The sequence below is a fragment of the Actinoplanes awajinensis subsp. mycoplanecinus genome, from assembly GCF_001509495.1.
Classification (GTDB): Bacteria; Actinomycetota; Actinomycetes; order Mycobacteriales; family Micromonosporaceae; genus Actinoplanes; species Actinoplanes palleronii.
Window position 1 is genome coordinate 57,846 of sequence record NZ_LLZH01000178.1, and the last position, 14,724, is coordinate 72,569.

Sequence of the window (14,724 nt, forward strand, 5' to 3'; positions counted from 1 at the left end):
TGGCACCGGGTGGCATAGGCAACAATGGGTGGGTGACCTCCAGGACCGCTGTGCGCGCCGCCCGACTCGACCAGGTCTGTGCCGATGCCGTCGGGGTGGCCCGGGGTGCGATCACCGATGTGGACCCCACTGATGTCGGCGATCACTTGGAAGCGGTGGCCGAGGGCGACCGCCTGGTGACGCACTTCTTCGAGTCGCACCTGGCCGGCTATCGAGGCTGGCGCTGGGCGGTCACCGTGACCCGGGTGCCGCGCAGCCGGCACGTCACCATCTGCGAGACCGTGCTGCTGCCCGGCCCCGACGCGCTGCTCGCCCCCGGCTGGGTGCCGTGGAACGAGCGCGTGCAGCCGGGTGACCTCGGCGTCGGTGACCTGATGCCGACCGCGCCGGACGACGACCGGCTCGCCCCGGGCTACGTGCTCAGCGACGACGCCGCGGTCGAGGCGGGCTCCTGGGAGCTGGGCCTGGGCCGGTCCCGGGTGATGTCGAAGGAGGGCCGGATGGAAACGGCCCAGCGGTGGTATGACGGCGACTCCGGCCCGGAAGCGCCGATCTCGACCGCCGCCCCGCGCAACGCCCGCTGCGGCACCTGCGGTTTCTACCTGCCGCTGGCCGGTTCGCTGCAGCAGGTCTTCGGCGTCTGCGGCAATCTGTACGCGCCGGACGACGGCCGCGCGGTGAGCGCCGACCACGGCTGCGGAGCGCACTCCGAGGCGCTGCTGGCCACCGCCGAGCACCCGGTCGACGAGCTGCCGACGGTCTACGACGACAGCGAGGTCGAGACGGTCGCGGTCAGCCGCGGCCACGGCTCGGTCGAGTCAGGCGAGCCCGCCGAGGACTACGGCCACAGCTAGGAGCTCTCCTCGACACGGAACGCCGGGTGCGACAGCGCCCGGCGTCGTTTCCGGTGCCGGTCGTGGACGATCATCGTGCTCAGGCCGGGTGCGCCCAGGACGAGCCCGGTCAGGCTGGTGTGCAGCCACGCCGTCGGCGCGTCGGCCAGCCAGCAGACGAGCGAGGCGATGGCGAACGCCACGATGCCGGCGATCGCGAACGGAACCATCGGCGGGTCGAGCGGCTCGGGGCGCGGCTTGGTGCCGGTCACGACGCTCAGACCGGCCAGCGGATCGTCAGCCCGGGTCGCGGGAGACAGGTCACTCACTCCGACAGGGTACGACCATTACGGAACGTCTCGGCGCAGGACGTGAGAGTTGTAACACCACTCCGCTTTTGCCGAGGTCAACTCGGGTCTGGCAGCATGCGCGGGTCCTCAGTGTGCCACCCGAAAGGGCAAGCATGTCCCCGACGAACGGTTTCGACCGCTTCTTCCAGATTACCGAGCGCGGCTCAACGCTGAGCCGTGAGATCCGTGGCGGCTTCGTCACGTTCTTCACGATGGCCTACATCGTGGTGCTCAACCCTCTGATCCTGGCCGGGGGTGCCGACCAGAAGGGCGCCCACCTGCCGCTGGCCGCCCTCGCGGCGGGTACCGCGCTGGTCGCCGGCGTGATGACCATCCTGATGGGCGTGGTGGCGCGGTTCCCGCTCGCGCTGGCCGCCGGGCTGGGGGTGAACGCGCTCGTCGCGTACGAGATCGCACCCCAGATGACCTGGGCCGACGCCATGGGCCTGGTGGTGATCGAGGGTGTGCTGATCGGCATCCTGGTGCTGACCGGCCTGCGCACCGCGGTCTTCCGGGCGGTGCCGACCCAGCTCAAGACCGCGATCGGGGTGGGCATCGGCCTGTTCCTGATGATCATCGGGCTGGTCGACTCGGGCTTCGTGCACCGGGTGCCGGACGCCTCCAACACCACCGTCCCGGTCGAGCTGGGCCTCGGCGGCAAGCTGCTCACCTGGCCCACCCTGGTCTTCGCGATCGGCCTGCTCTTCACGCTGGTGCTCTTCGTCCGCAAGATCAAGGGCGCGATCCTGATCGGCATCCTGGGCACCACGGTGCTGGCCATCGTGGTGGAGGCGATCACCGGCGTCGGTTCGGTCGTCACCAACCCGCACGGCTGGTCGCTGAACGTCCCGCGGATGCCGGAGAAGGTCGTCGACACCCCGGACCTCTCGCTGCTCGGCCACTTCAACGTGCTCGGCTCCTGGCAGCACGCCGGCTGGCTGGTCGCGCTGATGTTCGTCTTCACGCTGCTGGTGGCGGACTTCTTCGACACCATGGGCACGATGGTCGCGGTGGGCCAGGAGGGTGAGCTGCTCGACGACGAGGGCATGCCGCCGAGGACCCGGGAGATCCTGCTCGTCGACTCGATCGCGGCGGCGGCCGGTGGCGCGGCAAGCGTCTCCAGCAACACCTCGTTCGTGGAGAGCGCCTCGGGGGTCGGTGAGGGCGCCCGTACCGGGGTGGCGAACCTGGTCACCGGCGGGCTGTTCCTGCTGGCCATGTTCTTCGCGCCGCTGGTGCAGGTGGTGCCGTTCGAGGCCGCGTCGACCGCGCTGGTGGTGGTCGGCTTCCTGATGATGACGGCGGTCCGGCAGATCGACTGGTCGGACTGGACCCTCGCGGTGCCGGCCTTCCTGACGATCACGTTGATGCCGTTCACGTACTCGATCTCCAACGGGATCGGGGCCGGGATCATCTCCTACGTCGTGCTGAAGGCGAGCACCGGCAAGGCCCGGGAGATCCACCCCATTCTGTACGGCGTGGCCGCCCTGTTCGTCCTGTACTTCGCCCGCGGTCCGTTGGAGACTTGGGTGCTCTGAGGTTTTCTGTCGTCACCGGGCGCGCGCCTGCGGGCCCGGTGACGGCTGTCATAGGTGTCTACACATGTCGTTAGCCATGCTCATTAGCTAGGCTAAGTATCGTGACGGAGCGGGTGATGACGACGGAGCGCACAGCAGACCTGCTGGCCAAAACGCTGCGGGATGCGATCATCCGGTTCAGCCGGCGAGTCCGGCAGGCCCGCCCGGTCGGTGACCTGACGTTCAGTCAGCTTTCCGCGTTGACCAGCCTTCAGCTGGCCGGTGCGCTGACTCCGCGTGAGCTCGCCGACATGGAACGGGTGCAGCCCCCGACGATGACCAAGATCGTCGGGAAGCTGGAGGAGCGCGGGCTCGTGGCACGGACACCGCATCCCACCGACGGGCGCCAGGTCATCCTGGCCGCCACCGACGAGGGCCGGGCGGTCTACGCGTTGCACGAGCGGGCCCGCAACGAGTGGCTGGCCGTGGAACTGGACCGGCTCACCCCCGAGGAACGGGAGACCCTGGCGCGCGCCGCGGAGATCATGCAGCGCGTCGCCCGCGGCTGATCTTCGCCGGTCGTTCCGCTTCGTCACACGACGATGACGCGTACGACCGAGGCGAGGGGGCACAACCGCATGCGGGCAGTGCTGCACACGACATTCCGATCCCTGCAAGTCCGGAACTATCGTCTCTTCGCCGGTGGCCAGCTGATCAAGCTGATCGGCGTCTGGATGATGTTCACGGCCCAGGACTGGCTGGTCCTGGAGCTCTCGAACAACTCGCCGGCCGCACTCGGCCTGGTCACCGCCCTGCAGTTCGTCCCGGTGATGCTGCTGACCCTCTACAGCGGGCGGCTGGCCGACCGGTACGACAAGCGCAAGCTCCTGATCGTCGCGAACACCGTCTTCGCCGTCACCGCGGTCGCCTTCGCGATCATCGTGTCCGCCGGCATCGTCCAGCTCTGGCACGTCTACCTGTTCGCGGTGCTTCTCGGCGTCGCCAACTCGGTGGAGACCCCGGTCCGGCAGGCGTTCGTCTCCGAGCTGGTGGAGCTCCCGCTGCTGCCGAACGCGCTGGCCCTCTCCGCGGCCACCTTCAACACGGCCCGGATCGGTGGCCCGGCGCTGGCCGGTGTGCTGCTGTCCCTGCTGTCCACCCGGGGCGTGTTCCTGATCGCCACCGCACTGGCCATCGCGCCGGTCTTCACCTACCTGCGGATGAACACCACCGAGCTGCACGGGCTGGAGCGCGCCTCTCGCGGTGACGCCCGGGTGCTGGACGGCCTGAAATACGTCGGCAAGCGCACCGACCTGCTGCTCCCGATCGCCCTGATGGCCGTGGTCGGCATGATCGGCTTCAACTTCCCGGTCACCCTGGCCGCCCTCGCGAAGATCAACTTTCACGCCGGGGCGTCGTCGTTCGGCCTGCTCACCACGGCTCTGGCGGTCGGCGCGCTCGGTGGTGCCCTGGCCGGCAGCGCGCGGCGGGCCCGGCCCGGTGCGTACCGGGTGATCGGCGCCGCGCTGCTCTTCGGAGTGTTCGAGTTCGCGGTCGGCTTCGCGCCGAACTTCGTGGTCGCCATGGTGCTGCTCGTGCCGACCGGGTTCTTCTCGATCTACCTGGCCCAGGCGGCGAACCACCGGGTGCAGATGGGAGTGGCCGCGGAGTACCGCGGCCGGGTGATGTCGCTCTACGTGCTGGTGTTCCTCGGTTCCACGCCGATCGGCGCCACGCTGGCCGGGTGGTGGGGTGAGCAGTACGGGGTGCCGTCGAGCATCTGGATGGGCGGGCTGATCTCATTCCTGGCGTCGGTGGCCGCTCTGGTCTGGCAGTTGCGGGCCAGCGGGGATCGGCTGGCGTTCGATCTCCACCCGCGGCCTCGGGTGCATCTGGTGGAGGCGGCGCCCGCTTCTGGCCCGGCCGCTTCTGGCCCGGCGGCTACTGAGTCGGCCGCCTCTGAGCCGGCTGCTTGTGGACCGGCTGCTTCTGAGCCCGCCGTGGTTCGGATTCACGTGAAACCGCTTCCTGGCAAGCCGGTCGCCCGGGTCTGAGGGTGTCACCCCTTCGTGGTCGACCTTGTTGGGTGATTTGTCGGATATATTGACCGGACAGGGTGCCCGATGTCGGTAAGGAACCTGGCATTTAGGTAGTTGGCAGATCCAGTCCGCCGAACGGGTGTTCCGACTCTGGCGATCCGGGTTTAGCGTCGAATCGTGGCGATGGCGCAACTGGTCGTGATTTCGGCGGCGTGGGTAACGCTGCTCGGCCTGTCGTGTGCCCGCATCGTGCGGCGGCGCTCCACTCCACACCGGCCCGCCGCCCCATCGACCTCGGGCCGCCGCCCCCGGCGCCACGCCAGGTTCCGCCGGGTGCCCGCGCCGGGCCGTCAGCCCCGCAAGGGCTCGGCCCCGGCGCCCTGGGCCCGCCGTCCCAGCCCGCAGAACCGGGATCTCCGCCGGTTCGACCGCGACATGCAGGGGGTTGACGTGACCGTCCGGATGGACGAGCTGCCACCGGTTCCCATCGAACAGCTCGCTTACGACCTGCGCCGCCTCGATCACCAGCGCCGCAACGGCCCGATGCGCTACTCGGAAAAGTGCCTGGCCGCGGTGATGCGCGCCTACGACATCCGGCTGCAGCTGGCCTGCCGCTGCCTCGGCGTGCCCGAACACCTCCAGCCCCTGACCGGCGTCGACCGCGAAATCGAACGCCTCCGGGTCGAGGATCGCCTGGAAGCTGCGGGTCTGGCCCTCCGCGGCCTTTAGCCCCATTTGGTACGAATAGCGATTCCCGTCCGCAGGCTACAAGCCACGTCCCGTGACAGTCTCGCGCGCGGCCGCGCGCCCTCAGGCCCGGCCGCGCCTCCCGCGCCACGCCGCTCACCACGCGACACCCGCACCCGCGCAGCGGTCTGGGGTGCGGTGGGTGTCGCGTGGGTGCGGGGGTGAGAGCTGTGTGATGCCCGGGCTAGGGGAGGGGCCAGGTGTGGCGGGGGTGGTATTCGCCGTGGGTGCTTTCTACCAGGGTGAAGTCGGTGACCGGCCAGTCCGGGCCGACGTAGTCGGCGAGGGTCGGGAGCAGGTCGGTCGCCGCGCGGTAGGTGACGGTCAGGTGCGGCTGGAACGGGCGTGGGTCGATGGGGAGGCCGGCGTCGGTCAGCGCGACCCGGATCGACTCCCGCAGCGTCCGGAGCGCCTGGAGGTCGCCGCCCAGCCCGGCCCAGCCGACTGATCCGAAACGGCCGCCGCCGGTGAGCCGGAGTCGGAAGGACGGCGGCCGGGGAACGGCCTCGAGCACGACCTCGGGCGGGCGCGGAGCCTCGCCGGCGGGCCGGGGCGGCACCTCATCGCCAGATGGGGGCGGCGTCGAGCCAGTGGATGAGGGCGGCGTCGAGCCAGTGGGTGGGGGCGGCGTCGTGCTGGTGGGGAGGGTGCCGAGGAAGGCGAGGGTGATGTGCCACGTGGTGGGGCGGGTGAGGAGGGTGCTGGGTGGGAGGTGGTGGAGCAGATCCTCGCGGGCCGCTTCCGGGGGGAAGACGGCGACGAAGAATCGGCTCAGGAGGATTCCCGGGCGGCCGGGCCGCCGCCGAAGAGGACGTCGTCCCAGCTCGGGAGGCGCTTGCGCGGCTTCGTCTCGTCGCCCTCGGTGCCGCTGGACTGGGCGGTCTGTCCGACCGTGCGGCGCGGGCGCAGCACGGCCAGGGACGGCACCGCCGGGATCTCCTTGGGCAGGTCGGACTCGTCGTCGAAGGCCGAGCCGGAACCGCCGCCGAGCAGCGCCGCGGCGCCACCGGCGACCGGGCGGCGGGTAGCCGGGGAGACCGGTTCGAGGCCGCGGCCGGAGGAGCTCTCCAACGGCCGGTCCAGCGAGGCGAGCAGCGCGTCGCGGCCGGCCCGGATCGGGTCGCGGGTAGGGCGGGCCTGGTCACGGTTGGGGCGACTGGGCGCGTCCATCGCGGGCAGGCCGTGGCCGCCGCGGGTCGGCTCGGCGCTGCGGACCGGACCGGGCAGGCCGTGACCGCCACGCTCGGGGGCCGGCTCCTGGCCGAGGATCTGGGTGGGGCGCTCGGCGCAGAGATACTGAGCCATGTCGTCGTGCGGGGCCACCACCTGGCGACCCTTGTCCATGTCCCAGATGGCCTGGGCGGTGGCCTTGCCGGACGGCCAGGTGGCGACGATCCGCCAGGTGCCGTCCTCTTTGCGGAACGCGTCCCAGGAGATCTTCTCGGTGTCGATCCCGTGCTGCGCCAGGCGGCTGTCGACCACCTCGGACAGCGGCTGACCAGAATCGGACGTCTTCAGCCGGGTGCGGCGCGCGTGCTGGGCCAGCATGGCCCGCTCCTGCAGCACCGGACCGGCATAGCGGAGGACCCGGTCGACCGGGACACCGGCGATGCGGGCGACGTCCTCGGCGGACTCGCCGCACCGGATGCGCGCCTGGATGTCCCGAGGGGACAGGGTGGCCATGTCCGGAGCGATCACCGCGACAGCAGTGCCCGGCGTCGCGGGGCTGTCGGTGAGCACTCCGGCGACCCGGTCGTCGAGAGGGAGTGCCAGCAAGCGGCCCACCTCGTCGGCGAGCACGAGAGCCTGCCCGTCTTCCGAGATGGCGACGAAGCGTACCGGCCGCATGCGTTGCCTCCGTCCCGTCGCGTTGGCCTGTCTTCCCGAGAGTCAGTCACCCGGGCGCGTTTCGGAACACGGTACGCGCCTCGGTCACCCGATGGGGGTAAGCCACGCCGTCAAATGAGCTGACCAGCGTAGATGATCTTCAACTTCGCACTCTCGATGGAGACCCTTCCATTCGTACGGACTATGCCTCGCCGAGGACAATGAGCCAAGTCACCGCGTCGGGAGAAACATTGCCCGTACGAATGATGATCGGAAACCTCAGAGCCGCTCGACGACGTAATCCACGCACGCGGTCAGGGCGGCCACATCGGTCGGATCGACGGTCGGGTAGAGCGCGACCCGCAGCTGATTACGGCCCAGCTTCCGGTACGGCTCGGTGTCCACGATGTCGTTGGCGCGCAGCACCTTGGCGATCACCGCGGCGTCCACCCCGTCGGCGAAGTCGATGGTGGCCACCGCGGCCGAGCGCAGCGCCGGATCGGTGATGAACGGCTCGGCGAACGACGAGCGCTCGGCCCAGCCGTAGATCGCGGCGGCGCTCTCCGCGCTGCGCTTGACCGCCCAGGACAGCCCGCCCTGCGCGTTCATCCAGTCCAGTTGCTCGGCAGCGAGGAAGACCGTGGCGAGCGCCGGCGTGTTGTACGTCTGCTCCAGGCGGGACTGTTCAATAGCGGTCACCAGATCGAGGAACTGCGGGATGTACCGCTTGCTCGCCTTGATCTCGAAGGCCCGCTCGATCGCGGCCGGCGACATCAGGGCCAGCCAGATCCCGCCGTCCGAGCCCAGCGCCTTCTGCGGGGCCAAGTAGTACACGTCGGTCTCGCGCAGGTCGACGTCCAGGCTGCCGCCGCCGGAGGTGGCGTCGGTGAGCAGCAGGGCGCCCGGGTCGGCGCCGGCCACCCGGCGGACCGGGACCATCACCCCGGTGGAGGTCTCGTTCTGGACGGTCGCGTACACGTCGACGCCGGCCTCGGCGGTCAGATAGGCCGCCTGGCCACCCGGCGCCTTGTGCACGGTCGGCGTGGCCAGGAACGGCGCGTCCGTCACGGCCTGGACGAACTTCGCGCCGAACTCGCCGAACTCGGCGAACTGAGCCCGGTCCCGGACCAGGCCGAACGTCGCGACCTCCCAGAACGCGCTGGTGCCGCCGTTGGCCAGGACCACCTCGTAGCCGTCCGGCATCGAGAAGAACTCGGCGAGGCCGCGGCGCAACCGCCCGACCTGCTCCTTCACCGTCTTCTGCCGATGGGACGTGCCCATGAACGTGCGGGAGACGGCGGAGAGAGCCTCGACACCTTCCGGCCGGACCTTGCTCGGCCCGGAGCCGAACCGTCCGTCGACAGGTTTGATCTCGTCAGGAATCCGGATGTCAGCAGCCACGGTCACACATTATGCGTGAGCTGAGACCAGCCTTCGACCTCCGAGGGCTTGCGGGGCGCCGGCCCCAGGTAGCGCAGGTTGGGCCGCAGGATCCGGCCGAGCCGCTTCTGCTCCAGGATGTGCGCGCTCCACCCGGCCACCCGGGCGCAGGTGAACATCGAGGTGAACATGTGCGCGGGCACCTCGGCGAAGTCGAGCACCACGGCCGACCAGAACTCCACGTTCGTCCACAGCTGGTGGCCGGGTTTGCGCTCGTGCAGCTCGGCCAGTGCGGCGACCTCCAGGGCGGCGGCCACCTCGTACCGGGGGGCGCCCAGGTCCTTCGCGATCCGGCGCAGCACCCGGGCCCGGGGGTCCTCGGCCTGGTAGACCCGGTGGCCGAAGCCCATCAGGCGCTCGCCGCGGTCGAGGACGTCGGTCACGTACCCCTGCGCGTCGCCGCGGCGCTCGACCGCCTCCAGCATGTGCAGCACCCGGGTGGGTGCGCCACCGTGCAGCGGGCCGGAGAGGGCGCCGATCCCGGACGAGATGCAGGCGGCCGCGTCGGCGCCGGTGGAGGCGACGATCCGGGTGGTGAAGGTGGAGGCGTTCAGGCCGTGCTCGGCCGCCGAGATGAAGTACGCGTCGACCGCCTTGACGTGCCGCGGGTCCGGCTCACCACGCCAGCGGCGCATGAACCGTTCCACGATGGTCTCGGCCTTGTCGATGTCCTTCTGCGGGACGGCCGGCAGGCCCAGCCCGCGGGCCGCCTGGGCGACGAACGAGAGCGCCGTCACCGAGACCCGGGCCAGGTCCTTGCGGGCCTGCTCGTCGGTGATGTCGAGCAGCTGGTCGAGCCCCCAGTACGGCGCGAGCATGGCGACCGCGGACTGCACGTCGACCCGGATGTCCCCGGAGTGCACCGGGACCGGGAACGGCTCGGCGGGTGGCAACCCCGGCCCGAACCTGCCGTCGACGAGCAGGCCCCAGACGTTGCCGAAGGAGACCTGGCCGATCAGATCCTCGATGTCGACGCCGCGGTAACGCAGCGCGCCACCGTCCCGGTCGGGCTCGGCGATCTCGGTCTCGAACGCGGTGACGCCCTCGAGTCCCGGCTTGAAGTCGGACACGGCACTCCCTGGAGAACGTGAGCTGCGGTGAGTGATTCATCTTGCCCGCCGGGTAACCGCACGGTCGACCCGTGGCGATTGTGCTCTCGGTGACACCCATCCTGGTTCAACTGACACTCGGCGGTCGCGGACTTACGGTCGTTGCAGCCGAAAGGAAGTCCCCCGATGCCCCCCGAACCGCCGTCCCCCGAACCGCCGTCCCCCGCGGGGATGCGCCGCGACTACACCGAGCACGGACCGTTGCTGGAGGGCTCGCTGGCCGCCGACTGGCCGGCTCAGTTCGCCGTCTGGTTCGCCGAGGCGACCGCGGCCGGGCTGCCCGAGCCGAACGCGATGATCGTGTCGACCGCCGACGCGGACGGCCGCCCCTCGGCGCGGACCGTGCTGCTCAAGGGGTACGACGCGACCGGTTTCGTGTTCTTCACGAACTATGCGTCGCGCAAGGGCTCCGAGGCGGCGCAGAATCCGTACGCAAGCCTGGTTTTTCCCTGGTTTTCGATCCAACGCCAGGTGATCGTGGCCGGAGCCGTCGAGCGGGTCTCCCGCGCCGAGACCGAGGAGTATTTCGCGTCTCGTCCGCGCGGCTCGCAGCTCGGTGCGTGGGCCAGCCCGCAGTCGCGGGTGCTGCCCGGCCGGGACGCCGTGGACGCCGGCCTGGCCGAGGCGGTGGCGAGGTTCGGTGACGGTCCGGTGCCGGCCCCGCCGCACTGGGGTGGGCTGCGGGTGGTGCCGGTCACTGTCGAGTTCTGGCAGGGGCGGACCAACCGGCTGCACGATCGGCTGCGGTACCGCCTCGACGGCGACTCCTGGGTCGTCGAGCGGCTCGCCCCGTGACCGTCACGGGGGAGAAGAAGCGTTCTTGGATGATCGACACCACGCCGCTGCGGGTGGTGACGTTCCGCCGGATGTGGATCGGCAACGGCGCGTCGTACTTCGGCTTCCAGTTCACCTCGGTGGCGGTGCCGGTGCAGATGTTCGCCATCACCCGCTCGCCGTTCTGGGTCGGCCTGCTCGGGCTGGCCGGCCTGGTCCCGCTGCTGATCTTCGGGCTGTGGGGCGGCGCGGTCGCCGACGTGGTCGACCGGCGGCGGCTGCTGCTGTTCAGTTCCGCGCTGACCTGGGTGGTCACGCTCGGGCTGCTGGCACAGGCGGCTCTCGGCGTACGAAGTCCGCATTTGCTCCTGGCGCTCACCGCGGTGCAGGCGGTCGGCTTCGCGATCAGCTCACCGGCCCGCCAGTCGATCATTCCGCGGATCGTGCCGACCGGCATGGTCCCGGCCGCGAACACGCTGAACTACACCACGACCACGGCGGGCGGGGTGCTCGGACCGCTGGCCGCCGGTCTGATCATGGGGATCTGGTCGACCGGTACCGGCGTGACGGTGGCCTACGCGGTCGACGCGCTGCTGTTCACGGTCACCTACTGGGCGACCTGGCGGCTGCCGGCGATCCCGCCGATCGAACCGGACGACTCGGGTGAGAAGCCGACGGCCGGCCTGCACGGCATCGTGGTCGGGTTGAAGTTCCTGGTCACCCAGCCGGTGCTGCTGCTCTCCTTCGGCGTCGACCTGATCGCCATGGTGTTCGCGATGCCCCGGGCGCTGTTCCCGGCGGTGGCCGAGGAGCGGTTCGGCGGTGGCGCCGCGGTCGGCTGGCTGTTCAGCGCGATCGCGATCGGCTCGGTGCTCGGCGGGCTCACCTCCGGCTGGATCGGCCGGGTCCGCCGGCAGGGCGTCGCGCTGGTCGCCGCGGTGGTCGCCTGGGGCCTGGCGATCGGCCTGTCCGGTCTGGCCCATCAGCTCTGGCTGATGATCCTGCTGCTCGCGGTGGCCGGCGCGGCCGACCTGGTGAGCGCGGTCTACCGGCAGTCGATCATGCAGACGTTCGCGCCGGACCGGCTGCGCGGCCGGTTGCAGGGCGTGTTCACCGTGGTGGTGGCCGGCGGACCCCGACTGGGTGATCTGCGCGCCGGCGGCACCGCGAACGTGACCGGGGTCGGCGCCTCCTGGGTGGGCGGCGGCTTCGTGGCGGCCGGTCTGGCCCTGGTGCTGGCCGCGGCGTTCCCGGCACTGATCCGATACCGGCCCGCTCAGCAGCCGGAGGAGAAGCACTAGTGTCCCTGGTATGACAGAGACAGCCGCGAAATCCGGGGTTCAGTGGTCGATCGAGGCCGACGGCCGCCGTGCCGTACTGGCCGAGGTCGGTGGCACGCTGCGCAGTTTCTCGTCCGGCGGGGTGGAGCTGCTCGACGGCTTCGGCACCGACGAGATCTCCCCGGGTTCCGCCGGCCAGATCCTCGCGCCGTGGCCGAACCGGATCCGCGACGGGCAGTACACCTTCGAGGAGAAGACGTACCAGCTCGCGCTGACCGAGCCGGCCCGGCACAACGCCATCCACGGCCTGGTCAACTGGTCGCGCTGGCGGGCCACCGAGCACACCGCGTCGGCGGTCACCCTGGAGTACGAGCTGCCGGCCCAGGTCGGCTACCCGTGGGGGCTGATCCTGCGGACCCGCTGGTCGGTCTCCGCGGAGGGGCTGCGCAGCGTGCAGGAGGTGGTGAACCTCAGCGACCAGAACGCGCCGTGGGGCTATTCGGTGCACCCGTACCTGCGGCTGAACGGGGTGACGGTGGACAACACCGTGCTCCAGGTGCCGGCCGGGACCCGGGTGGTGGCCGACTCCCGGCTGCTGCCGATCGGCGCCGTCAAGATCGCCGGCAGTGAGTACGACTTCGCCGAGCCCCGCCGGATCGGCGACATGGTCCTGGACACCACGTTCGGCGACATCGACTTCGGCCCGGACGGGATCACCGAGGTCGTCCTCGCCGACCCGGACTCGGACGCGAAGATCACCGTCTGGGCCGACGACAAGTTCAAGTACTGGCAGGTCTTCACGGGCGACACGCTGCACGGCGAGCGGCATCGCCGGTCGGTCGCGGTCGAGCCGATGACCTGCCCGCCGGACTCGTTCCGGTCCGGCCGGGATCTGATCACGCTGGCTCCGGGCGAGACCTGGACCACCGCGTGGGGGATCCGCGCCTGATGGAGTTCGACGAGGTGGTCCGCCGGCGCCGGATGGTCCGCGGGTACGACCCGGATCGCCCGGTCCCGCCGGAGCTGATCGACAAGATCGTCCGGCACGGGCTGCGCGCCCCGTCGGCGGGCTTCTCGCAGGGCTGGAGCTTCCTGGTCCTGACCGAGCTCGCCGACCGTGACCTGTTCTGGTCCAGCACCGCGTACGGTGCCGGCGACCCCGGTGGCTGGCTGGACCGGATGCGTACGGCCCCGCTGATCGTCGTGGCGCTGTCCAACAAGTCGGTCTACCTGGACCGGTACGCCGAGACGGACAAGGGCTGGACGGACAGGGCCGAGGCGCACTGGCCGGTGCCGTACTGGGACATCGACACCGGCTTCGCCGCGCTGCTGATGCACCTGACCGCGGTGAACGAGGAACTCGGCTCGTGCTTCTTCGGCGTGCCCGCCGACCGGGTGGTGGAGTTCAAGACGGCTTTCGGGGTACCTGACGAGTTCAACCCGGTCGGCGCGCTCACCATCGGCTATCGGGGAGACGACAAGAGGTCTCCGTCACTCAAGCGCGGTCACCGCCCAGTGGACGACGTGGTGCATCATGGCCGGTGGGCTTCGGCCGCCGAGGCCTGACCGGTATCGCGGCTAGGCTGACAGACAAGACGTTTCGCAGGGGAGGGGCAGCCGCCGTGATCTTCAAAGCGGTCCGGGACGGAGCCCCGTACCCCGATCACCAGACCACGCTCAAAGAGTGGGCCGAGATTCCGCCACGGCCGATCCGGCTCGCCGAGCTGATCACCACGAAGCGCGAGCTGGCGCTGGACAAACTGCTCGCCGAGGACTCGACGTTCTACGGCGACCTGTTCCCGCACGTGGTCGAGTTCCGGGGTGCGCTCTATCTGGAGGACGGCCTGCACCGTGCGCTGCGGGCCGCGCTCCAGCAGCGCAATCAGATCCACGCCAGGGTGTTGGTGCTCTAGGCGAGACCGGCCACCTCCTCCGGTCGCGGATTGTCGTACCCACTCCGTACCGTTAGGACATGGCCAACTCACCGGAAGTCGAAGAGCCGACGGCGGAGTACTCGGCCGTGCCCGATGTCGCCGAGCCGGAGTCCCCGGCCGTCCCGCCGGAGCACAAGCCGAGCTTCTTCGCCCGGCTGCTGATCTTCATCGGCTTCGTCTTCGCACTGATCGTCGCGTCCTGCTTCGGGCTGCGCGCGCTGAACGTGCTGCCCTCCTTCGACAACCCGTTCTCCAGCCAGACCGTCGACCGCAGTCAGCCGGTGCTGCTGCAGTCGATGCGCGATCTGCACCGTTATGTCGCGGCGGACGGCACCTTCCAGGTGATCGTCGACCTGCAGCAGAACAAGGAGAACATCCCCGACTTCCTGGTCAACCGGCGGATTCTGTTCGTCGGGTCGGGCACGGTCGAGACCTACGTCGACTTCAGCGCGCTCGCCGGTGACGCGCTCAAGGTCGACGAGGAGAAGAAGACCGTCACCCTGACCCTCCCGCCGCCGCAGCAGTCGATGGCCGCGCTGGACATGGCGAAGAGCTACGTGGTCGAAGAGGACCGCGGGCTGCTGACCAGCATCGGCGACGCGTTCCGCAGCGACACCGACAAGCAGCAGCGGGTCTATCAGGCCGCCCAGGAAAAGATCACCGAGGCGGCCAAGTCGAGCGGGCTCGACCAGCGCGCCCAGCAGAACACCCAGATGATGCTGGAGAGCCTGTTCACCCGGCTGGGCTACACCTCGGTGACGGTCACGTTCACCACCCCGTGAGACGGGCGACGCCGCCGCCCCGGGGGTGGGGGCGGCGGCGTCAGGGGTCCCGGCCGGGTTTGCCAGCCCGGCTTGCACCCGGCCGGGAGTCA

16 protein-coding genes are annotated in these 14,724 nt (G+C 70.3%); 11 read left to right on the forward strand and 5 right to left on the reverse strand.

Annotated elements, in window-relative coordinates; translation table 11 throughout:
• Positions 1–14: 14 nt before the first annotated feature.
• Positions 15–854, forward strand: coding sequence for a DUF3027 domain-containing protein (locus ADL15_RS20130; protein WP_067693475.1), 840 nt, complete (start codon positions 15–17; stop codon positions 852–854).
• On the opposite strand, the gene ADL15_RS20135 is transcribed toward ADL15_RS20130, so the two are convergent.
• A complete protein-coding gene (locus ADL15_RS20135; RefSeq protein ID WP_067693478.1) occupies positions 851–1,063 on the reverse strand; it encodes a DUF2530 domain-containing protein in 213 nt (70 codons plus the stop codon). The genes ADL15_RS20130 and ADL15_RS20135 overlap by 4 nt on opposite strands.
• A gap of 233 nt (positions 1,064–1,296) precedes the next feature.
• On the opposite strand from ADL15_RS20135, the gene ADL15_RS20140 reads away from it, so the two are divergent.
• The 4 genes from ADL15_RS20140 (at position 1,297) to ADL15_RS55440 (ending at position 5,468) form a co-directional block, all read left to right on the forward strand.
• Positions 1,297–2,721, forward strand: a complete 1,425-nt coding sequence (locus tag ADL15_RS20140) for an NCS2 family permease (protein ID WP_067693203.1) — start codon at positions 1,297–1,299, stop codon at positions 2,719–2,721.
• Between the two features lie 101 nt (positions 2,722–2,822).
• On the forward strand, positions 2,823–3,269 hold the full coding sequence (locus ADL15_RS20145; RefSeq protein ID WP_373872989.1) for a MarR family winged helix-turn-helix transcriptional regulator: 447 nt from the start codon (positions 2,823–2,825) through the stop codon (positions 3,267–3,269).
• A 69-nt stretch (positions 3,270–3,338) separates the two neighbouring features.
• On the forward strand, positions 3,339–4,754 hold the full coding sequence (locus ADL15_RS20150; RefSeq protein ID WP_083971485.1) for an MFS transporter: 1,416 nt from the start codon (positions 3,339–3,341) through the stop codon (positions 4,752–4,754).
• Between the two features lie 168 nt (positions 4,755–4,922).
• Complete coding sequence (locus ADL15_RS55440; RefSeq protein ID WP_394326944.1) at positions 4,923–5,468, forward strand: hypothetical protein; 546 nt, start codon at positions 4,923–4,925, stop codon at positions 5,466–5,468.
• 202 nt (positions 5,469–5,670) lie between these two features.
• On the opposite strand, the gene ADL15_RS57095 is transcribed toward ADL15_RS55440, so the two are convergent.
• The 4 genes from ADL15_RS57095 to ADL15_RS20175 form a co-directional block, all read right to left on the reverse strand.
• Positions 5,671–6,045 carry a 2'-5' RNA ligase family protein gene (locus ADL15_RS57095; RefSeq protein WP_067693209.1) on the reverse strand — a complete coding sequence of 125 codons (375 nt, stop codon included), beginning with the start codon at positions 6,043–6,045 and terminating at the stop codon, positions 5,671–5,673.
• Between the two features lie 212 nt (positions 6,046–6,257).
• The gene (gene sepH, locus ADL15_RS20165) at positions 6,258–7,334 is read right to left on the reverse strand and encodes a septation protein SepH (protein ID WP_067693212.1); all 1,077 of its coding nucleotides are present in this window, start codon (positions 7,332–7,334) and stop codon (positions 6,258–6,260) included.
• A gap of 258 nt (positions 7,335–7,592) precedes the next feature.
• Entirely contained in the window at positions 7,593–8,714 is a 1,122-nt protein-coding gene (gene serC / locus ADL15_RS20170) for a phosphoserine transaminase (RefSeq protein ID WP_394326942.1), read from the reverse strand.
• A gap of 2 nt (positions 8,715–8,716) precedes the next feature.
• Entirely contained in the window at positions 8,717–9,823 is a 1,107-nt protein-coding gene (locus ADL15_RS20175; protein WP_067693218.1) for a citrate synthase 2, read from the reverse strand.
• Between the two features lie 165 nt (positions 9,824–9,988).
• Between ADL15_RS20175 and pdxH the strand changes: the two genes are divergently transcribed.
• From pdxH to ADL15_RS20205, 6 genes are read left to right on the forward strand one after another with little or no spacing between them, the layout of a single operon-like run.
• Positions 9,989–10,657, forward strand: a complete 669-nt coding sequence (pdxH, locus tag ADL15_RS20180; RefSeq protein ID WP_394326943.1) for a pyridoxamine 5'-phosphate oxidase — start codon at positions 9,989–9,991, stop codon at positions 10,655–10,657.
• Positions 10,658–10,686: 29 nt separating this feature from the next.
• Positions 10,687–11,937, forward strand: a complete 1,251-nt coding sequence (locus tag ADL15_RS20185) for an MFS transporter (protein ID WP_373872992.1) — start codon at positions 10,687–10,689, stop codon at positions 11,935–11,937.
• Between the two features lie 10 nt (positions 11,938–11,947).
• The gene (locus ADL15_RS20190; protein ID WP_067693227.1) at positions 11,948–12,865 is read left to right on the forward strand and encodes an aldose 1-epimerase family protein; all 918 of its coding nucleotides are present in this window, start codon (positions 11,948–11,950) and stop codon (positions 12,863–12,865) included.
• A complete protein-coding gene (locus ADL15_RS20195) occupies positions 12,865–13,482 on the forward strand; it encodes a nitroreductase family protein (RefSeq protein WP_067693481.1) in 618 nt (205 codons plus the stop codon). The genes ADL15_RS20190 and ADL15_RS20195 overlap by 1 nt, the downstream gene beginning before the upstream one ends.
• 56 nt (positions 13,483–13,538) lie before the next feature.
• The gene (locus tag ADL15_RS20200; RefSeq protein WP_067693230.1) at positions 13,539–13,829 is read left to right on the forward strand and encodes a type II toxin-antitoxin system VapB family antitoxin; all 291 of its coding nucleotides are present in this window, start codon (positions 13,539–13,541) and stop codon (positions 13,827–13,829) included.
• Between the two features lie 59 nt (positions 13,830–13,888).
• Positions 13,889–14,632 carry a DUF4230 domain-containing protein gene (locus tag ADL15_RS20205; protein ID WP_067693233.1) on the forward strand — a complete coding sequence of 248 codons (744 nt, stop codon included), beginning with the start codon at positions 13,889–13,891 and terminating at the stop codon, positions 14,630–14,632.
• The last annotated feature ends 92 nt before the right edge of the window (positions 14,633–14,724 follow it).